Origin of the sequence: Vibrio sp. 10N.261.54.A5 (assembly GCF_041471145.1) — a bacterium.
Classification (GTDB): Bacteria; Pseudomonadota; Gammaproteobacteria; order Enterobacterales; family Vibrionaceae; genus Vibrio; species Vibrio crassostreae_C.
In genome coordinates, this window is sequence record NZ_JBFRNU010000065.1 from 1 (window position 1) to 20,989 (window position 20,989).

Below are 20,989 nucleotides of genomic sequence, written 5' to 3' on the forward strand. Positions count from 1 at the left end.
CGATGAACCTTTTTTATTGCCTGCAATTTGGAGAAGGGGGGAGTTTTGGTGTTGGTCGTTGATTGGAAAGCGAGGTTCCCTATCACGCTCGCTCCTCACTGTAGGGAGTGACGGGAATTGGGAAATGATGGTTTCCTCGCTTACTACATCGAAGCAGTCTTTCGTCACCCCAGAATCGAGTAGAACGAGATATCAGGGATCTCTTCTGACTTTATATTCAACACTACGCTCATTAACTTAAATAATGGGGCAACTTTAGCGAATGTCGCCCTATTAATTGAAGCCCGATCACACTTTCCTTTGTTGTTGAAAAGAATATGAAAAAAAGCGCATTTTTTATTAAAGCTTCTAATTAAGGCGCCGTTAAAGGGATTGAGAGAAATGATATGTACCAATGTAAGGTGAGAGAGACACTGGTGCATAAACAAAATTGATATGTATTTGTGTGAGGTGAGAGTCACATGGGTGCATTAAAAAAATGCCTAAAGGAGATCAACTATGGCGATTAATGTAAGCACTAACGTGTCTGCAATGACGGCTCAGCGTTACCTAAATAACGCGGCTGAAGGTACTCAAAAATCAATGGAGCGTTTGTCTTCTGGCTATAAAATCAATAGCGCAAAAGATGATGCTGCAGGCTTACAAATCTCTAACCGCTTAACGTCGCAAAGCCGTGGCCTAGATATGGCTGTGAAAAACGCGAATGACGGTATCTCTATTGCACAAACAGCTGAAGGTGCGATGAATGAGTCAACCAACATTCTGCAACGTATGCGTGACCTTTCTCTTCAATCTGCAAACGGTTCAAACAGCAAGTCTGAGCGTGTTGCAATCCAAGAAGAAGTATCTGCTCTAAACACAGAACTTAACCGTATCGCTGAAACAACCTCTTTTGGTGGTAACAAGCTTCTTAACGGTACTTACGGTAGCCAATCTTTCCAAATCGGTGCTGACTCAGGTGAAGCGGTAATGCTTTCTATGAGCAACATGCGTACTGACACTCAAGACATGGGTGGTAAGAGCTACGGCGTTACAGAAGGCAAAGATGCTTCTTGGCGTGTAGGTGCGGGTGCTGATTTAACAATCAAATACAACGATAAGTTTGGTGAAGCGCAAGAGCTATCTATCTCTGCTAAAGAAGGCAACGATATCGAAGAGCTAGCAACTTACATCAATGGTCAAAGCCAAGACGTTAAAGCGTCTGTGGGTGAAGGCGGTAAACTGCAACTTTTCGCTTCAAGCCAAAAAGTTGAAGGTGATGTTGAGTTTGGCGGCAGCCTTGCGGGCGAACTAGGTATCGGTGCTGGTAAAGACGTTACCGTTAACGATATCGACGTAACTTCTGTTGCAGGTGCAAACGAAGCAGTATCTATCATTGATGGTGCTCTAAAATCTGTTGATAGCCAACGTGCTTCTCTAGGTGCTTTCCAAAACCGTTTTGACCATGCAATCAGCAACTTAGACAACATCAACGAAAACGTTAATGCGTCTAAGAGCCGTATCAAAGATACCGATTACGCGAAAGAAACAACAGCTATGACGAAGTCTCAAATCCTACAACAGGCGAGTACTTCTATCCTAGCTCAAGCAAAACAGTCACCATCAGCAGCTCTAAGCTTATTGGGCTAAACTTACCTCGGTAAGTAGCGGTAAACTCTACTCTGGGTAGAGTTTTACTGTTTGGCTCATAAAGGAGGGAGGGAGAGTGTTATGGAAATATCATCCAACGCATCGAACATCCAGCCTTATGGCTCACCTAATGGCATTAAAATTGCAAGCGATGAAGGTAGTAGTGCGTCGAGTCTTTCGCGACTAAAAGAAGCAACATCTTATGACAAGGTAGAGAAATCGAAAGAGGAAGCTACCGAAGCGGCGATTCAATTAGCTCAACATAGACAAGAGTTAAATGATGAAGAGCGAGTCAAAATGGTGGAGAAGGTAAACGAGTTTATCTCCTCTCTCAATAAAGGTGTGGCTTTTAAGGTCGATGAAGAATCTGGGAGAGATGTGGTTACCATTTATGAGACCACAACCGGTGATATTATTCGCCAGATCCCTGATGAAGAAATGCTTGAAATTCTAAGACGCCTAGCAGCCCAAAACTCGAATAGTCGAATATTTGAGGTGAAGGTTTAAGTCGTATTATTGAGGTGATTTAATGAGTTTTGGCCCAATGGGGATTTCGTCTGGCATGGATATCAATTCCATGGTCAGCAAAATTGTTGATTCGGAGCGTGTACCTAAACAGCAACGAATCGACAATGAACGAACGCGAATCGATACCAGCATTAGTGCCTATGGAAGACTCAGAGAATCCCTTGATTCGATGAAAAACCTGATGACAAACTTTCGTCAGGAAAAAGCTTTTGCTGTGCGAACAGTCGAAAGTACCGATGAAGGTCTTGTCTCTGCAACCGCGACTACCGAAGCGATCGCTGGCAAATATGCCATCGATGTGTTGCAGCTTGCCCAAAGCCATAAAGTGGCTTCTGATGTACTGTCAGAGGACATGAAATTTGGCCCAGGTAAGCTGCAGGTTTCGCTTGGTGATGACAGCTTTGACGTGCAAGTTGGCGACAGATCGAGACTTATCGAAGTTGTTCGTGGTATCAACGGTGCAGATAGCAACCCAGGCGTTCGTGCATCTATTATCAACGATGTCGAAGGTCCAAGACTTATTATTGCCTCGAACCAGTCTGGTTCAGATCAGCAGATCAACATTAATGTTGAGTCAGATGCTGCCAATCCCTTAAAAAAACTCGAATACAAAACGCTTGAAGAACGTGTTAAAGCGCTAGAGAAAGCGCGCGTTGCTGCTCAAGATATTCTAGCTCTAACCCCTGCAGGAAAAGCCGTTGAACTCATCGATGAAGTGATCGCTAGCGATGACCCAAATGCGAATGAAACACTCGATAAAGATGGCAATGTCATCCCTGCATCCCAAACTGATTCTACCTCCGTTGCTGACGAAGACTCTCAAAGTCTTAGCTACGGAGAACAAGCCGCCGCCGACGGCCAAGCAGCTCTTGATGCAGCTAAAGCGGCAAAATCTGTCATGCCTGAAGACAATATCCCAGGTTGGACGGAAACTGCCTCTGGTACGCTTCTTGACTCTTACTATACATCAGAACTTGAGCTTGATGAAAAAGCAATAGAGAAGGCACCTGATGTACCGGGATGGTCAAATGCTGCCTCAGGTACGTTGACGGATTCCTACGTGACACCGAAAGAAGCCCAACAAAAGCTTGAGGCTGAGCAAGCGCGTATCGAAGAGAAGATTTCACAAGAAAAAGCGGAGTTGGCTGAGAAAGTTCAAAAAGGCGAACTCACCGCAGAGCAAGCCAAGAAAATTGAGCGTGCCAAATTAGAACCCGAAGAGCGCGAGCTCTTAGAGAAGGTCGATAAAGCGCAAGCAGATCTTGAACAAGCACAGCAATCTTTTGATACCTATAGTGGAATGACTGAAGTTCAGGCTGGCCAAGATTCTATGGTTGTCCTAGATGGTGTTGCTCAACTCTCTAGTAATAACAATGTGATTGAAGATGCCATTGAAGGTATTGATATTACGGTGAAAGGAAAAACGCCAAAAGATAAGCCGCCGGCAGAAATTGGTGTGGAGTACGATCGTAACAGTGTTCGCCAAGATATCGAATCCTTTGTGAGCTCTTATAACCAGTTCTATCAAGTGTCGAAAGACCTCGCGGGTGTTGATCCAACGACTGGTCAAAAAGGTCCGCTCTCTGGTGACAGTACAGTGCGTAACGCCGACTCCCGATTGAAAGGGGTGTTCTCATCAAGTATCGAAGGTGCGCCAGACAATCTAAAGTCTTTGACTGAATTCGGTATCACCACCACAAGACAAGGCTCGCTAGAAATCAACTACGATATGCTTGACCGTCAACTCAACAATAACTTTGATAAGTTGGGTGAGTTCTTTGGTGGCAACAACGGTTTCGCCAAAAAAGTGGAAGATGCGATTCAAGGTATCACAGGTATCACGGGTTCAATCCGTACTAGAGAAAAGAGCTTGGTCGAGCAAAACTACCGTTTGGTTGATGACCAAAGCGCGCTCGACCGCCGCATGGACAGCCTAGAGAGCCGTACCCACTCTAAGTTCACAGCCATGCAAGATGCGACCAGTAAGATGCAATCTCAGCTGGGCAGTATGATGAATGCGTTGGGCTAATAGATGAATAGCCAGCTACAAGAGCTTTGTGAACTCGATCAACTAATTATCTCTAAACTGGAATTTAGTGAAATTAATGCTGAAGAAATAACGCAGCTTGTCGATAACAGAGAACAGTTATTGCAAAACGTGCTTCAAATAATCGACTCACATCCCGACGTTAAGCAAAGTTCTGAATGGTTTGAAGCCATTACCAGAACCAGAAAATTAGTCGAATTGATGCAGTCTGAGACGAGTCGAGTAGGTAAGACCCTACATAAATACCGTCACGGCGCTAAATCAGTTCAACAATACAAAAAGTTTCTATAGAAGAGGTTTACTATGCGCGGTTCTTTACAGGCATATAAAAAGGTATCAGTGGATAGTCAGCTAACGGCTGCCTCACCGCATAAGATTGTACAAATGCTAATGGCCGGTGCTATCGAGCGTTTGATTCAAGGCAAAGCGGCAATGCAAGCAGGCAACATCCCAGTGAAAGGTGAGCGACTTGGTAAGGCTCTAGATATCATTATTAGCCTACGTAGTTGCCTATCTATGGACGATGGTGGCGATATTGCGAAAAACCTAGATCAACTTTATGAGTTCATGATCACGCAAATTTCTGCGGCAAATCACAAAAATGACCCACAGCCTATTGATGATGTTATCGATATTATTCGCGAAATTAAGAGCGCTTGGGACCAAATTCCGAACGAATATCACAACTTGACGTCCGCTGACGTAGGTATTTAAAGAAAAATTGCAGTTTTAACCAATCTCATATCCCTTAATTGGTTGGTTGCCTTATTTTTTTAATCAAATAAAATAGAAGCCATTAGATAGCCTAATGGCTTTTTTCGTTGCTGATTTCCTAAATTTGTCCACGTAGACCATAATCATTGATACATCTCACTGTTTTATAGACTACGTTGCTCACCGTTTTTCCGCATCGCACCAAAATAAAGGCAATAATTCCTACTTATGCAAGGTTTGGCAAAACTGCTTGTCGTCGACGATAACGCTCAAGATCGTCACAATTTAAGCACAATATTAGAGTTTGTAGGAGAGAGCTGCGAAGTAATCAGCTCTGAACAAGCACGTAAAGTTGACTGGTCACTACAGTGGGCCGGCTGCATTATTGGTACCATTAAAGGTAAAGGCTTCAACGCATTACTGAATGAGAAGCTTGTTCACGGCAATCACATCCCTTTACTGGTGATTGGCAAAAACAATCACCCGGTTGACGAGTTGACTAACTATGTTGGTGAGCTTGAACTTCCTCTTAACTACCCGCAATTAAGTGATGCATTAAGACACTGTAAAGACTTCTTAGGCCGCAAAGGTGTTCAAGTTGTGTCTTCGGCACGCAAGAACACCCTGTTTCGCAGCCTAGTAGGACAAAGTGCTGGCATTCAAGAAGTACGTCACTTAATTGAACAAGTCTCTTCTACGGAAGCGAACGTGCTGATTCTTGGTGAATCTGGTACAGGCAAAGAAGTCGTAGCGCGTAACATTCACTATCACTCTAAACGTCGTTCAGGGCCTTTTGTTCCTGTAAACTGTGGCGCGATTCCACCTGATTTGCTTGAAAGTGAACTGTTTGGTCATGAGAAGGGCGCATTTACTGGGGCGATTACCGCACGTAAAGGCCGTTTTGAATTGGCTGAAGGTGGCACACTGTTTCTTGATGAAATTGGCGATATGCCGATGGCGATGCAAGTTAAGCTGCTACGAGTACTGCAAGAGCGATGCTTTGAGCGTGTAGGTGGCAATAGCACCATACAAGCTGATGTTAGAGTGATTGCGGCAACCCACCGCAACCTTGAAGATATGATCGACGATGATTCGTTCCGTGAAGATCTTTACTACCGCTTAAATGTATTCCCGATTGAAATGCCGGCGCTTCAAGATCGTAAAGAAGATATTCCACTGTTGCTTCAAGAGCTGATGACTCGAATGGAAGCGGAAGGCAGCATGCCTATCTGTTTCACGGCTCGTGCTATCAACTCTTTGATGGAGCATTACTGGCCAGGTAACGTTCGTGAACTAGCGAACCTGGTTGAACGAATGGTTATCTTGTATCCAAACAGCTTGGTTGATGTGAATCACCTGCCAACTAAATATCGATACAGCGATATCCCTGAGTTCCAGCCAGAGTTTAATAGCTTTGGATCTGAAGAGGAGCAAGAGCGTGATGCACTTGCTGACTTATTCTCAGAAGATTTCAGTTTTGATCAGCAAGATGATATTGCCGACAATGCTAATGCGCCTCAAGAGTTACCGCCAGAAGGGGTTAACTTGAAAGAGCTACTCGCGGATATGGAAGTGAATATGATCAATCAAGCGTTGGAAGCGCAGGGCGGCATTGTTGCTCGTGCTGCTGACATGCTTGGAATGCGTAGAACCACTCTGGTTGAAAAAATGCGTAAATATAACTTGCAGCGATAGTGTCCAGTTTTCGATGAAAACGAAAAACTAGCACACACTTTTTAGTTATTTGGTAACTCTAGCTAAGTGAACAGATAAACCATAGTCGAGTTGTTGCTTGCTTAACTATGTGATAAATATAGCAAATAGCCTGACTCGTGTTGTACGTCTCAGGCTGTTTTAGTATTTGAGGCAAATTTTTGACATGCGCGTATCTAACGAACCAGAAAATCAATCACACCTAGATTCTGTTGAACAGCAGGTTGAGCGCTATAAGCAAGTACTCGACGTGATGCCAGCAGGGGTTATCTTGTTAGATACACACGGCGAAGTGAGAGAAGCGAACCCTGAAGCGCATCGTATTCTTGGTGTTGAGTTGGTTGGCGAGAAGTGGTTTTCAGTGATTCAAAGTGCCTTTGACCCAAAAGACGATGACGGTCATGAGATCTCATTGAAGAACGGGCGAAAAGTGCGTTTGGCGATTTCAGCCTCTACCACGGGTCAGCTGATTTTGATTACCGATCTGACCGAGACCCGACTATTGCAGTCTCGCGTGAGTGATCTTCAGCGTTTGTCTTCATTAGGTAGAATGGTGGCCTCGCTTGCCCATCAAGTGCGAACGCCGCTTTCAAGTGCGATGCTGTATGCATCAAACCTTGCCGCGCCAAATCTGCCGCCGGCAACAAAAACGCGTTTTCAATCTAAGCTTATGGATAGATTGCATGACTTAGAGAAGCAAGTGAACGACATGCTGTTGTTTGCCAAAGGTGGTGACAACAAAGTCGTTAAGCCATTTACTGTGGCTGAATTGATCACTGAATTTCACCCTATGGTGGAAGCGGCATTGAAAACTAACCAGATTGATTATTGCCAAGAAGTTGAGGGCGAACAGACTCAAATGTTCGGCAACGCCAATGCTATCGCCTCAGCGTTAAGCAACCTAGTGTTGAACGCGGTTCAAATTGCGGGTAAGGAATCGCAGATCGATGTGTTTTTTAGGCCCGTAAATGGCGAGCTTAAGATATCAGTGCAAGACAGTGGCCCCGGCGTACCGAAAGAGCTTCAAGGTAAAATAATGGAACCCTTCTTTACCACTCGTTCACAAGGTACAGGTCTAGGCTTAGCGGTTGTACAAATGGTATGTCGAGCACATGAAGGCCGACTGGAATTGATATCAGAAGAAGGCGACGGCGCATGCTTTACCATGTGTCTACCGCTTGAAAGAAGTGCTTCTTCTGAAGACTAATAAGTTTTAACTGAATTTACACTGGAGAATCCTATGGCTCAAAGCAAAGTGTTAATCGTCGAAGATGATGAAGGTCTACGCGAAGCCCTTGTCGACACACTCGCGCTTGCTGGCTATGAATGGCTGGAAGCGGATTGTGCGGAAGATGCTCTGGTCAAATTAAAATCGAACTCCGTTGATATTGTCGTATCTGACGTGCAGATGGCGGGCATGGGTGGCTTGGCACTATTGAGAAACATTAAGCAGCATTGGCCAAATTTGCCGGTATTGCTAATGACAGCGTACGCCAACATCGAAGATGCCGTTGCTGCAATGAAAGAGGGCGCTATCGACTATATGGCAAAGCCATTTGCGCCAGAAGTGCTGCTCAACATGGTCAGCCGTTATGCGCCTGTAAAGTCGGATGACAATGGTGACGCTATCGTTGCTGATGAAAAAAGTATCAAGCTAATGATGCTGGCTGATAAAGTTGCGAAAACCGATGCCAACGTCATGGTGTTGGGCCCGAGTGGTTCTGGTAAAGAGGTGATGTCTCGCTACATTCACAATGCTTCTAGCCGAAAAGATGGCCCGTTTGTCGCGATTAACTGCGCGGCGATCCCAGACAACATGTTAGAAGCGACCCTGTTTGGTTATGAAAAAGGCGCATTTACTGGCGCTATTCAAGCTTGCCCGGGGAAATTCGAGCAAGCGCAGGGCGGTACAATTCTGTTGGATGAGATCAGTGAAATGGATCTTAGCCTACAAGCCAAACTACTGCGTGTTTTGCAAGAGCGCGAAGTTGAGCGATTAGGTAGTCGTAAGAGCATCAAATTGGATGTTCGTGTATTAGCGACCAGTAACCGAGACCTTAAACAGTATGTTTCTGAAGGGAATTTCCGTGAGGATTTATACTACCGCCTGAATGTATTCCCAATTTCTTGGCCTCCATTGTGCGAGCGTAAAGGCGATATTGAGCCTTTAGCCAAGCACTTAGTTGAGCGCCACTGCACCAAACTTGGTATGCCTGTACCCGTTATGTCAGCACAAGCGATCAGCAAACTCGTCAATTATCCGTGGCCGGGCAATGTTCGCGAATTAGACAATGTGGTACAGCGTGCGTTAATATTGAGCGAGCAAGAGAACATCTCTGGTGAGCACATTCTTCTTGAAGGTGTTGACTGGCAAGACGCAAGCAGCCTACAACAAATCGTTGAAGGCAGTGATGTTGCGGCACCAGAAATTAAGCCAGTTGCAGAAGCAAACCCAATTAATAAAATAGTTGCTAGCAGCGAAGGGCTTGGTAATGAGCTTAGAGATCAAGAGTATGCGATCATTCTTGAAACCCTGATCGCATGTAATGGCCGACGTAAAGATATGGCGGAAAAACTGGGTATTAGCCCACGCACATTACGTTACAAGTTGGCGAAAATGCGTGATGCTGGAATAGATATCCCAAACTAAGGATAGATTAGTAGTGTCAGCTTTCTGACTAGTGTATTACGATATCTAGTCAATTTAATGTGTGGCACGCTAATTGCTCTGTCAATAATATAGCTAAATAGATGGTCATAATTTTGACTCCTGAGGTAGTAGATGAGAATAGATGGTTTACAAGGCGAAATGCAGGCAATGATGGTTGAAGCTGCCAGCGCGCGTCCCGCAGCAACGGGGCAAGCGGTCGGTGCAGATTTTGGCAACATGCTGACTAATGCCATCAATAATGTGAACTCATTACAAAAGACCTCAGGTGATCTTCAAGCTCGTTTTGATAGCGGCGACCAAAGCGTATCCCTTTCGGACGTGATGATTGCTCGTAATAAATCTAGTGTGGCTTTTGAGGCGACGATCCAAATTAGAAATAAATTGGTCGAATCGTACAAAGAGCTGATGAATATGCCGGTATAAGTTGGGTAGTTAAATAGTGGCAGATAATAGTCAAACAACAGATTTAACCGTAAGCGATAGCAATGACCACGCACTTATTGCAGGCTCTGAGCTAGACGGAGAAGGGCAAAATCCCGATCTAGGTGAACGCAGTTCATCGAAGTTCGATATGGCTGTCGGTGATCTCGATTTACTTCGTCAGGTCGTCTTAGTTCTTTCTATCTCTATCTGTGTAGCGCTGATCGTGATGCTGTTTTTCTGGGTGAAAGAGCCAGAAATGCGTCCACTAGGAGCTTACGAAACAGAAGAGTTGATTCCCGTTCTTGACTACTTGGATCTGCAAAAGATCGAGTACACGCTTGAAGGCAACACCATCTCAGTACCGGCTAGTGAGTACAATTCTCTGAAGCTCAATATGGTTCGAGCTGGTTTGAACCAAGAGCGAAACGCGGGTGATGACATCCTCATGCAAGACATGGGTTTTGGTGTATCACAACGTTTAGAACAAGAACGCCTTAAATTAAGCCGCGAAAGACAACTTGCCAAAGCCATTGAGCAGATGAAACAGGTGCGTAAAGCTCAGGTTTTATTGGCCCTGCCGAAGCAGAGTGTTTTTGTACGTCATAATCAAGAAGCCTCTGCTTCTGTATTCCTAACTCTAAAAACAGGTACTAACCTCAAGCAGCAAGAAGTTGATTCTGTTGTGGATATGGTGGCAAGTGCCGTTCCGGGAATGAAAACCTCACGTATTACGGTGACCGATCAGCATGGCCGATTGTTGAGCTCAGGCTCTCAAGACCCTATGTCAGCGGCGCGTCGTAAAGAACACGAGTTAGAGCGCAATCAAGAACAAGCGCTGCGTGAAAAAATTGACTCCATCCTGATTCCTATTCTTGGGTTTGGTAACTACACCGCTCAGGTTGATATCCAGCTCGATTTCAGTGCTGTGGAGCAAACCAGAAAACGTTTTGATCCGAATACACCGGCGACTCGAAGTGAATACACCTTAGAAGATTACAACAATGGAAATACGGTGGCGGGTATTCCGGGTGCGTTGAGTAACCAGCCTCCAGCGGATGCCTCAATTCCACAAGATGTGGCTCAGATGAAAGACGGCGCGATGACAGGTCAAGGCTCTGTTCACAAAGAAGCGACTCGAAACTTTGAGCTAGACACCACCATCAGTCATGAACGTAAACAGAGCGGCACGGTTAATCGTCAGACGGTTTCTGTTGCGATCAAAGACCGCCAATCCTTGAACCCAGATACGGGTGAAGTGGTTCATACGCCAATCCCGGCGAGCGAAATCAATGCGATTCGCCAAGTACTGATTGGTACGGTGGGCTTTGATGAAACTCGTGGTGATTTGCTCAACGTATTAAGCATGCAGTTTGCACCTCAAGTAACAGATGTTGTTGCTGATGTGCCAATCTGGGAGCATCCAAACTTCAATGATTGGGTTCGTTGGTTTGCAAGTGCCTTGGTTATCATAGTGGTGGTGTTGGTACTTGTTCGCCCTGCAATGAAGAAACTGCTTAACCCAGCAGCAGACAACGATGAACAGATGTACGGACCTGATGGCATGCCAATTGGTGCCGACGGCGAAACCAGCTTAATTGGTGGTGATATTGAAGGTGGTGAGCTGTTTGAATTTGGTTCAAGTATCGACTTACCAAACCTTCATAAAGACGAGGACGTGCTGAAAGCAGTACGTGCACTTGTAGCGAATGAACCAGAGCTAGCAGCTCAAGTAGTTAAGAATTGGATGGTAGATGGCTAACGAAATAGTTCCACAACAAACTGAAGGCGGTGAAGTGCTTGATGTCTCTAGCGTGGATATCGGCTCTATCTCAGGCGATGAGCGCGCTGCGATCTTGTTGCTCAGTTTAAATGAAGAAGATGCTGCTGGTATTATTCGTCACCTAGAGCCAAAGCAGGTTCAGCGTGTGGGTAGTGCGATGGCGCGAGCTACAGACCTATCCCAAGAGAAAGTAGGCGCTGTTCACCGTGCTTTCTTAGATGATATTCAGAAGTACACCAACATTGGTATGGGCAGCGAAGACTTCATGCGTAATGCGTTAGTTGCTGCTCTGGGTGAAGACAAGGCGAATAACCTTGTTGACCAAATCCTTCTCGGCACAGGTTCGAAAGGTTTGGATTCGCTTAAGTGGATGGATCCTCGTCAGGTGGCGAGCATTATCATCAACGAGCACCCTCAAATTCAAACTATTGTGTTGTCGTACCTCGATGCCGATCAATCGGCTGAGATCCTGTCTCAGTTCCCAGAGCGAGTTCGTCTGGATCTGATGATGCGTATTGCCAACCTTGAAGAAGTTCAACCTTCGGCGCTTGCTGAACTGAATGAAATCATGGAGAAACAGTTCGCGGGTCAAGCGGGTGCTCAAGCTGCCAAAATTGGTGGCCTGAAAGCCGCGGCTGAGATCATGAACTACATGGATAACAACGTGGAAGGCGTCTTGATGGATCAAATCCGTGACCAAGACGAAGACATGGCAACACAGATTCAAGATCTGATGTTTGTCTTTGAAAACCTTATTGAAGTTGATGACCAAGGTGTTCAACGACTACTACGTGATGTTCCACAAGATATTCTACAGAAAGCACTTAAAGGTGCAGATGAAGGTCTACGTGAGAAGATCTTCAAGAACATGTCTAAACGTGCTGCCGATATGATGAGAGACGATATTGAGGCGATGCCGCCAGTCAAAGTCTCTGATGTTGAAGCGGCTCAGAAAGAGATTTTGGGTATCGCGAGGAAGATGGCAGACAGTGGCGAAATTATGCTGTCTGGTGGCGCCGACGAGTTCCTTTAATACAGAAATCTCAAAAGCCCCACACTGTTGGGGCTTTTCTTTATCCAATCTCGAACCACAGATTAACTCAGTTTAACTGCTTGAATTCACAATACAGTTAAGCCACTCATAGATAGGTACTGATATGTCAGGTGATAGAAAACGCGGCTTCCTTCGCCCTGAAGAAGATAATACGGTTGCCCAACCTCAGAAATGGGGGCTGCCTGACTACACCTCTGACGTGAGCAAACAAGCCAAAGAAACCGCTTTTAACTACGACCCTAGTTGGATGCCAACGGTTGAAGAAGCCATTGAAGATGAAGAGCTGGTTCTGACTGAAGAGCAAATCGAGCTGATTAAACAAGGCGCTTATCAGGAAGGGCTGCATCAAGGCCAAGAGGCGGGCTTTAAGCAAGGCTATGAAAAAGGCAAAGAAGAAGGTTTTGCTGCCGGTCACGAAGAAGGCAACGAAGCCGGCAAGCTTGAAGGCGTAACCGCGGGTCAAGAGTACATTCAACAGCAGGTGGCCGTCTTCATGGGGCTGGCAAACCAGTTCGCTCAACCATTAGAGTTGATGAACGCTCAGGTGGAGAAGCAATTGGTCGACATGGTGCTTACCATGGTCAAAGAAGTGGTTCATGTTGAAGTGCAAACCAACCCACAAATCATATTAGATACCGTTAAAGAATCGGTAGAGTCGTTGCCGATTTCTGGTCACGCAATCACATTGAAACTCAATCCGGAAGATGTGGCGATCATTCGCTCTGCGTATGGCGAGACTGAATTGGACTGCCGTAATTGGACGCTGGTCGCAGAGCCAGCACTCAACCGTGGTGATGTACAAATTGAAGCGGGTGAGTCGAGCGTTAACTACCGCATGGAAGATCGTGTAAAGAACGTTATTCAAAATTTCTGCGGCGCAAATCGTCACCAAGGTCATGAGTAATGCTTGAGTTAGCGAATCGTCTCAGTCAGTACAAAGTCGAGGGGCTAAAATCGCGACCAATTGCCTCTGGTAAATTAGTACGCGTTGTTGGCTTAACGCTTGAAGCGACCGGCTGTAAAGCGCCAATCGGCAGTTTGTGTTTAGTCGAAACCATGTCTGGTCAGATGGAAGCCGAAGTCGTCGGTTTCTCTGGCGATAACCTATTTTTGATGCCGAGTGAGCAAATCACCGGGATCTTACCTGGCGCTCGCGTCACGCCAATGACTACCGAAAGTGGTATCCCTGTTGGAATGGAACTGCTCGGTCGAGTGATCGACGGCGTAGGTAATCCACTCGACGGTTTAGGTCCAATCTATACAGAGCAACGCGCTTCATTTAATGCGGAGCCAATCAACCCGTTAGCTCGTAAACCGATTTCTGAACCACTCGATGTCGGCTTGAAAGCCATTAATGGTTTGCTAACCGTGGGTAAAGGGCAACGTATCGGTCTGTTTGCTGGCTCTGGTGTCGGTAAATCCGTAACTCTGGGCATGATGACTCGAGGCACAACTGCGCAAGTAGTGGTCGTAGGCCTAATCGGTGAGCGTGGACGAGAAGTTAAAGAATTTATTGAAGAGATTCTTGGTGAAGATGGCCGTAAGCGTTCGGTTGTTGTTGCCGCTCCTGCCGACTCATCACCATTGATGCGCTTAAAAGGCTGTCAAACCGCGTTGGCTGTCGCCGAGTACTTCCGCGACCAAGGCTTAGATGTTCTGCTACTCATGGATTCATTGACCCGTTTTGCTCAAGCTCAGCGTGAAATTGCTCTGTCTGTGGGTGAGCCGCCAGCAACCAAGGGCTATCCGCCATCAGTCTTCGCTAAGCTTCCTGCGCTGGTGGAACGAGCAGGTAACGGCAATGATGAACAAGGTTCTATCACGGCTTTCTTTACCGTGTTAACCGAAGGCGATGACTTACAAGATCCGATTGCGGATGCGTCGCGAGCAATTCTCGATGGTCACGTTGTGTTATCTCGTGAGATGGCCGATGCCGGTCACTACCCAGCGATTGACGTTGAGAAATCCGTCAGTCGTGTTATGCCGCAAATCACCACTGAAGAACATGTCTTGATGTCGAAAGCGGTAAGGCAAGTGCTGTCTATCTGCCGTAAAAACCAAGATTTGGTGTCGATTGGTGCTTACAAGCCAGGAACGGATCCAGCAATCGATAGTGCCTTCACGTTGAAACCAAAACTGGATGAGTACTTGCAGCAGAAGATGAAAGAGACCGTCCCATACGACATGTGCGTCAACATGTTGAAACATGTATTGGGTGGCTAACGGGTGAATAAGGTTAGTCATGGATAACGCATTAGAATTTTTGCTCGATCAAGCCAAAGATCAAGAGAACCAAGCGGTACTTGCGCTCAACAAAGCGAACTCTGAGCTGCAAGGCTACTATGAGCAGGTTACGCAGATTGAAAAGTATCGACTGGATTACTGTCAGCAGCTCGTTGACCGCGGCAAGGCAGGCTTAACGGCGAGCCAATATGGTCACTTGAACCGCTTCTTAACTCAGTTGGATGAAACATTATCCAAACAGAGAGAAGCCGAGCACCACTTTAAAAATCAAGTCGACAACTGCCAAAGCTACTGGATGGAGTTACGCAAAAAACGTAAATCCTACGAGTGGTTGATGGAGAAAAAGCAGAAAGAGAAAGCAAAGCTGCAAGATCGAAGAGAACAAAAGCAAATGGATGAGTTTTCGACTCTGTTATACAGCCGAAAGAAGATGTGATCCTAAGCCACGAATGACGTCAGTGCTGTTCTCTATATTGTGAAAACCGAACTTATAGGCATGTTTCTTGCTCCGTTTTATATAAAATTGCGCGTTATGCCCACCAAAGGCATGAAAAGCATCCGACTTTCTTTTTGTTGCCTGATTCATGGCAGCAAAGCTAGTAGATAGAGCTTGTATATATGAATGTTAGTCTTTCCTCAAATTCAGCGACCAACAAAATGTCATCGTTGTTGGACACCGGTTCTGCCTCTTCCAAGGTAGAAGAAACCGGCGACTCTAAAGGTTTCTTTGAGTCCTTTAAAGAAGCGCTCGGCTTTGAAGAAAGTGACAGTAAAGTCGCAGCAAAAGACACAGAAAGCACTGCGAAACCTGATACTAAACAGACATCTACCGAAGGTGAAGCGTCAGCCGAAGCGAACAAAGGTGATTCCGCTGAATCAAAGGCTACTGACGAAGTGAGCGAAGCGCAAAGCAAGCAAGCAGCTTCAGAAGTAGAAGGCGAGAAAGCTGCTGATAAAACATCAGCAGAGGCTGCGTCTGGATCTGAGGCTCAGCTCAAAGCCAATTCGGGCACTGATAGCACTGTCGCTGATAAGACTGTTGCAGATAAGGCAGATGGTAAAGATGCGCAGGATACGACTAACGAATCTAAAGAACATATTGCTCAATCCCAAACTCAGGGTCCATCAGCGGTAGATGGTGCTACGCAGGCATCGCAAGCCAATGCAGCGATGAGCGAAGGCAATAAATTGCTTGGTCAATTGGATGAGGCAAACAAAACCCTAAATCAAGCGCCAAACGGCAAAGGCTTGCCTCAGCAAGGTCAGGTAGAACAAGCCCAAGGTAATATCACCGGTGCTTCTGTTGCAGGAGTTTCCGTTACGGATAAGGCGACACAACAAGCTAAGGCTGCAAATCAGGAGAAGAGCCTTGAAGTCGATTCTGAAATCGCTGTACTTACCGGAGGTAAGGGTGTTTCTCAGCTAACTGATACTGAAATTCGACAGTTGATGGATAAAGGCGTCACTCCAGAACAAATTGAAGCCAGTATGAGCCGAGAGCTGAGCCAAAAGAATGCAGCTAGTGCGGTTGCTGCCGAGCAGAGCCAAGCATTGTCAGCCGTGGATATTGAACTGGCAAAGCAAGTAGATGCCCATACCAAAGCGCTAAACCAATTGAATGGACAAATCGAATCAGAGCAGTCTGTTGTCGATAGCTTGCTTGATAAGCAACAAAGTGGCGCTAAGTTGACGGTTGATGAGCAAGCCGCTTTGGCTAAAGCGACCTCTAACCTAGACCTGTTGAATCAACAGCTCGCTAACGTTCAACAACAAGTAACAGCTTTGCTAAGTCAAGCTCCGGCTGCGAACAGTGCGTCTGGTGAACCCACTGCTATCGATTGGGATAATACGGATTCAAGCGAAACTAAAGCCTTAGCTGCGGCAGCATCAACAGCAGCTGTAGCGACGGCTACACAACAAGTGTCAGCGCAGGCCGCTTCTCAATCAGCAAACAATGCTCTTACGGACAAGGCGGCAATGCTGCACGCCAATAATGCACATGCAGCCCAACAGGCCGCAGCTCAACAAGCTAATGTGGCTTCACCTCAGCAGCAAGCAACGTTGGATCCAGCTTTAACCGCGCAAGGAGTGGCGATGAATGCAACGCCAGCTGCCACAAAAGCAGGCTCGACTGATACGCTTCTTAAAGCGGGCGCCGGTGCAGCAGCACTGTCTGGTTTGGGTAAAGCGGGTGCTAAAGAAGATTCTAAAGATTCGACCTTTGCTCAGCAGATCGCTTCTGCGGCTGGTGCACAAGGTACGGCAACGGTGGGTTCAGCACCTACGCGAGCTGAAATTCAAGCTGCTCAACAAGCGCCCTTACAGCTCACCAAAGAGCTAGCCAATGAGCAAGTGGCTGAAAAAGTACAAATGATGATGTCTAAGAACCTTAAGAACTTGGACATTCGTCTCGACCCACCAGAATTGGGCCAAATGAAAATCCGCATGACCATGAATAATGACGTGGCAAACGTGCACTTTACGGTGAGTAATCAGCAAGCGAGAGATGTGATTGAACAAACCTTACCTCGCTTGAGAGAGATGCTTGCTCAGCAAGGTCTGCAGCTTGCCGATTCGTCTGTTCAACAACAGAACTCCGGTCAGGGACAAGATAGATACAACAATGGTGAGCAACAATCCGGCGCTAACCGCACAAATGATACGCAAGGTGATGAAAACCTTGATAGTGGCAGCAATCTTGAATTGAATGTCGCATCAAAGCGTGATGGAATTAGTTATTATGCCTAATATCAGGCTAAGAACGCTTGGTTAATAGAAAAAACCAGTTAATAAAAAGAACCATCAGTTAATCGCAAGAACAGGAAGTTAGAGTAAGATATGGCCGAAGAACAAGATGCACCTAAAGGGAAGAGCAAGCTCCTTATAATTATTATTGCCGTAGTTGTGTTACTGCTTGGTATAGGTGGTGCGCTGTACTTTTTCTTAGGTTCTGACGATAGCGCCTCTGAATCTCAGTCTCAGCCAGCAACGGCTGTGGTCGCTGCAGAGCCGGTTATGTATGTTAATATTCCTCAGCCCTTCTTGTTTAATGTGACAGGTGACAAAAAAGATCGCCTAGTTCAGATAAAAGCACAGCTCATGGTACGTGGCAGTAAGAATGAAGATCTGGCTCGTTACCACTCTCCACTTGTAGAAAGTACGCTACTGGCCACGTTCGCTTCGGCAACGGTTGATCAATTGCGCTCACCAACAGGCCGCGTGGAACTGCGTAATAAGGCAACAGAAGATATTAAAGCAAGCCTGGCTCAAGCTGTTGGCCAGCCTGTGATTGAAAAAGTGTTATTCACTGACTTCGTAATTCAATAGGTAATTTGTGACCGATTTATTAAGCCAAGACGAAATTGATGCGCTGTTACATGGCGTTGATGATGTTGAAGAAGTTGAAGATGTCTTAGAAACCGAAAATGACAATGCAGTCAATTTCGACTTCTCATCTCAAGATCGAATCGTCCGTGGTCGAATGCCGACCCTTGAACTTATTAACGAGCGCTTCGCACGTCATATGCGTATCAGCTTGTTTAATATGTTACGTAAAACGGCTGAAGTGTCGATCAACGGCGTACAGATGATGAAGTTTGGTGAGTACCAAAACACATTGTATGTACCCACCAGTTTAAACATGGTTCGTTTCCGTCCATTGAAAGGTACGGCACTCATCACCATGGAAGCTCGTCTGGTTTTCATTCTCGTAGAGAACTTTTTTGGCGGTGATGGTCGTTTCCACGCCAAGATTGAAGGTCGTGAATTCACGCCTACTGAAAGACGAATCATTCAGTTACTGCTGAAAATTGTTTTTGAAGATTACAAAGAAGCTTGGTCGCCAGTGATGGGGGTTGAGTTTGAATACTTGGATTCCGAAGTGAACCCAAGTATGGCGAACATTGTGAGCCCAACCGAAGTGATTGTTGTGAGTTCGTTCCACATTGAAGTGGATGGCGGTGGTGGTGACTTCCACGTTGTCATGCCTTACTCCATGGTTGAGCCGATCCGTGAACTGCTTGATGCGGGTGTTCAATCAGACAAGATGGAAACCGATGTTCGTTGGAGTACCGCACTGCGTGATGAGATCATGGATGTGCCCGTCAATTTCCGCGTGAATTTGCTAGAGCAAGATATTTCCCTTCGTGATCTGATGGAGCTGCGCCCTGGTGATGTTATCCCAATGAACATGCCTGAGCACGCAACCATGTTTGTCGAAGAACTGCCGACTTATCGTGTGAAAATGGGCCGTTCTGGTGAGAAGCTTGCAGTACAGATTTCGGAAAAAATTCAAAGACCACATGTGGTTAAAACTGATCTCGCTTTTCTAGGTAAAGACTTATTGTCTGAGCTCGAAAACAGTGATGATGACGACGAATAGTAAAATAGATAAAAGTATAGGAATTGGTAATGGAACCTAGTGAAGATCAAAAGCTAGCAGACGAATGGGCTGCAGCACTTGGTGAAGATCCTTTAGCGCCGTCAATTGATGTTGATGATGTGCTTGCGGCACCACTTGATGAGCTAACCGATTCATCATCTCCGATTTCTGAAGATGAGCGTCGTAAGCTGGATACCATTATGGATATCCCCGTGACTATTTCGATGGAAGTTGGCCGCTCTCAGATCAGTATCCGTAATTTACTTCAGTTGAACCAAGGTTCGGTTGTTGAGCTAGATCGAATCGCTGGTGAGTCACTAGACGTGATGGTCAACGGAACTCTGATTGCTCACGGTGAAGTGGTTGTAGTAAACGACAAGTTTGGTATTCGTTTGACTGACGTTATTAGCCAGACAGAACGAATTAAGAAGCTGCGTTAATGAGCTTTTTGTCTCAAAGACTTGCGGGCTCTTTTCTCGGAATGACAGGTTTGTTCCGAGGAATCTTGGGAGTAGGGCTATTAACGGCTCCTTCCATTGCCTTTGCAGCAACACCGCCTTCTCTCGATTTAGCGACCACCTTTGGGTCGCTAATTTTCGTTATAGCCTTCATTTTATTTATTGCTTGGCTACTCAAGCGAATGCAAGTACCTGCGATGTCGAATCAACAAGGTTTGGCGATTGTTAGGCAAATCCCTGTTGGTACTAAAGAGCGTATCGCTATTGTGCAAGCGGGTGATGAACAGTTCTTGGTAGGGATTACCACACAATCGATTCAGCTGATCTCTAAGCTCGATAAACCTCTTACTCAGGAGATGCTGGAAAAAAGTACATTTTCAAGTCAGCTTTCCCAGCTAATAAAAAAAGATGCAAACAAGTAACGGACTTTTGAACTCCTCTTACTTTCACCAAGCCGGAGCTTTCCGAGCGGTGAAAGTGTGGTTGGTTCAGCTTATTCTCCTATGCTCAATCGTATTCAGTGTGTCGGTATTTGCACAAGCTGAAGACGGCACCGTCATTCCTGCGAATACCGCTGGCTCGGAATCGGTCACTATCAGCACGATGGAACAAGACCAAGCCAAATCGACAACCATGACCACGGGCAGATTGACTGGCAATGGTGGCGGCATACCTGCCTTTACCATGACAACCAATGCCAATGGCGGTGAAGACTACTCGATTAACCTGCAAATTCTCGCGTTAATGACCATGCTTGGCTTCTTGCCGGCGATGGTGATTTTGATGACATCGTTCACTCGTATTGTGGTTGTGATGTCTATCTTGCGTCAGGCGATGGGTCTACAACAAACACCGTCTAACCAAGTCATTATTGGTATCGCGATATTCTTGACCTTCTTCATCATGTCGCCAGTGATTAATCAAGTTAACGAACAAGCAGTTCAGCCTTATCTTAATGAACAGATATCGGCACGACAGGCATTTGATGTTGCCCAAAAACCGATTAAATCCTTCATGCTCAAGCAGACTCGAATCAAAGATCTTGAAACCTTTGTTGAGATTTCTGGCGCGGAAGTGACTAACCCTGAAGATGTTTCGATGGCGGTTCTGATTCCAGCATTTATCACATCGGAATTAAAAACGGCTTTCCAAATCGGATTTATGCTGTTCTTGCCTTTCCTAATCATCGACTTGGTGGTGGCATCGGTATTGATGGCTATGGGTATGATGATGTTGTCACCGATGATTGTATCGCTGCCGTTTAAGTTGATGCTGTTTGTTCTTGTTGATGGCTGGAACTTGATACTCTCCACACTCGCCGGCAGTTTTGCCTTGTAGCTGGGGGAA

Annotated in this window: 20 protein-coding genes; all 20 read left to right on the forward strand. The window is 45.9% G+C overall.

Features of this window, described 5'->3' with window-relative positions; genetic code table 11:
* Positions 1-498: 498 nt before the first annotated feature.
* The 20 genes from AB4329_RS19430 to fliP all read left to right on the forward strand — a co-directional run bounded on the left by AB4329_RS19430 (position 499) and on the right by fliP (position 20,980).
* Positions 499-1,629 (forward strand): flagellin, encoded by a 1,131-nt coding sequence (locus tag AB4329_RS19430; protein WP_372139061.1) that lies wholly within the window; start codon positions 499-501, stop codon positions 1,627-1,629.
* 81 nt (positions 1,630-1,710) lie between these two features.
* Positions 1,711-2,136 (forward strand): flagellar protein FlaG, encoded by a 426-nt coding sequence (gene flaG / locus AB4329_RS19435; RefSeq protein ID WP_017066380.1) that lies wholly within the window; start codon positions 1,711-1,713, stop codon positions 2,134-2,136.
* 22 nt (positions 2,137-2,158) lie between these two features.
* Entirely contained in the window at positions 2,159-4,186 is a 2,028-nt protein-coding gene (gene fliD / locus AB4329_RS19440; protein ID WP_372139063.1) for a flagellar filament capping protein FliD, read from the forward strand.
* A gap of 3 nt (positions 4,187-4,189) precedes the next feature.
* Positions 4,190-4,495, forward strand: a complete 306-nt coding sequence (locus tag AB4329_RS19445) for a flagellar protein FliT (protein ID WP_017060688.1) — start codon at positions 4,190-4,192, stop codon at positions 4,493-4,495.
* 12 nt (positions 4,496-4,507) lie between these two features.
* Positions 4,508-4,918: a flagellar export chaperone FliS gene (fliS, locus tag AB4329_RS19450; protein ID WP_004736194.1), complete on the forward strand. Its 411-nt coding sequence runs from the start codon at positions 4,508-4,510 to the stop codon at positions 4,916-4,918.
* Positions 4,919-5,146: 228 nt separating this feature from the next.
* Positions 5,147-6,613: a sigma-54 dependent transcriptional regulator gene (locus AB4329_RS19455; protein ID WP_372139065.1), complete on the forward strand. Its 1,467-nt coding sequence runs from the start codon at positions 5,147-5,149 to the stop codon at positions 6,611-6,613.
* A 184-nt stretch (positions 6,614-6,797) separates the two neighbouring features.
* Entirely contained in the window at positions 6,798-7,838 is a 1,041-nt protein-coding gene (locus tag AB4329_RS19460) for a PAS domain-containing sensor histidine kinase (RefSeq protein WP_017060686.1), read from the forward strand.
* 33 nt (positions 7,839-7,871) lie between these two features.
* Positions 7,872-9,281, forward strand: a complete 1,410-nt coding sequence (locus AB4329_RS19465; RefSeq protein ID WP_372139067.1) for a sigma-54-dependent transcriptional regulator — start codon at positions 7,872-7,874, stop codon at positions 9,279-9,281.
* A gap of 132 nt (positions 9,282-9,413) precedes the next feature.
* Positions 9,414-9,725 (forward strand): flagellar hook-basal body complex protein FliE, encoded by a 312-nt coding sequence (gene fliE, locus AB4329_RS19470; protein WP_017060684.1) that lies wholly within the window; start codon positions 9,414-9,416, stop codon positions 9,723-9,725.
* A 16-nt stretch (positions 9,726-9,741) separates the two neighbouring features.
* The gene (gene fliF, locus AB4329_RS19475; protein ID WP_372128193.1) at positions 9,742-11,484 is read left to right on the forward strand and encodes a flagellar basal-body MS-ring/collar protein FliF; all 1,743 of its coding nucleotides are present in this window, start codon (positions 9,742-9,744) and stop codon (positions 11,482-11,484) included.
* Positions 11,477-12,538: a flagellar motor switch protein FliG gene (gene fliG, locus AB4329_RS19480; protein WP_017060682.1), complete on the forward strand. Its 1,062-nt coding sequence runs from the start codon at positions 11,477-11,479 to the stop codon at positions 12,536-12,538. The genes fliF and fliG overlap by 8 nt, the downstream gene beginning before the upstream one ends.
* A gap of 124 nt (positions 12,539-12,662) precedes the next feature.
* Entirely contained in the window at positions 12,663-13,463 is an 801-nt protein-coding gene (gene fliH, locus AB4329_RS19485; protein WP_017060681.1) for a flagellar assembly protein FliH, read from the forward strand.
* A complete protein-coding gene (fliI, locus tag AB4329_RS19490) occupies positions 13,463-14,782 on the forward strand; it encodes a flagellar protein export ATPase FliI (protein WP_017060680.1) in 1,320 nt (439 codons plus the stop codon). The genes fliH and fliI overlap by 1 nt, the downstream gene beginning before the upstream one ends.
* A gap of 19 nt (positions 14,783-14,801) precedes the next feature.
* Positions 14,802-15,239, forward strand: a complete 438-nt coding sequence (gene fliJ / locus AB4329_RS19495) for a flagellar export protein FliJ (RefSeq protein ID WP_372073050.1) — start codon at positions 14,802-14,804, stop codon at positions 15,237-15,239.
* Positions 15,240-15,421: 182 nt separating this feature from the next.
* The gene (locus AB4329_RS19500) at positions 15,422-17,551 is read left to right on the forward strand and encodes a flagellar hook-length control protein FliK (RefSeq protein ID WP_372139069.1); all 2,130 of its coding nucleotides are present in this window, start codon (positions 15,422-15,424) and stop codon (positions 17,549-17,551) included.
* A 90-nt stretch (positions 17,552-17,641) separates the two neighbouring features.
* Entirely contained in the window at positions 17,642-18,130 is a 489-nt protein-coding gene (gene fliL, locus AB4329_RS19505) for a flagellar basal body-associated protein FliL (RefSeq protein ID WP_017060677.1), read from the forward strand.
* Between the two features lie 7 nt (positions 18,131-18,137).
* Entirely contained in the window at positions 18,138-19,184 is a 1,047-nt protein-coding gene (fliM, locus tag AB4329_RS19510) for a flagellar motor switch protein FliM (RefSeq protein ID WP_017060676.1), read from the forward strand.
* Between the two features lie 29 nt (positions 19,185-19,213).
* Positions 19,214-19,624: a flagellar motor switch protein FliN gene (fliN, locus tag AB4329_RS19515; RefSeq protein WP_004736208.1), complete on the forward strand. Its 411-nt coding sequence runs from the start codon at positions 19,214-19,216 to the stop codon at positions 19,622-19,624.
* Positions 19,624-20,064, forward strand: a complete 441-nt coding sequence (gene fliO, locus AB4329_RS19520) for a flagellar biosynthetic protein FliO (protein WP_372139071.1) — start codon at positions 19,624-19,626, stop codon at positions 20,062-20,064. Before fliN ends, fliO begins: the two co-directional genes overlap by 1 nt.
* Complete coding sequence (gene fliP, locus AB4329_RS19525; RefSeq protein ID WP_372139073.1) at positions 20,051-20,980, forward strand: flagellar type III secretion system pore protein FliP; 930 nt, start codon at positions 20,051-20,053, stop codon at positions 20,978-20,980. Before fliO ends, fliP begins: the two co-directional genes overlap by 14 nt.
* Positions 20,981-20,989: the final 9 nt, after the last annotated feature.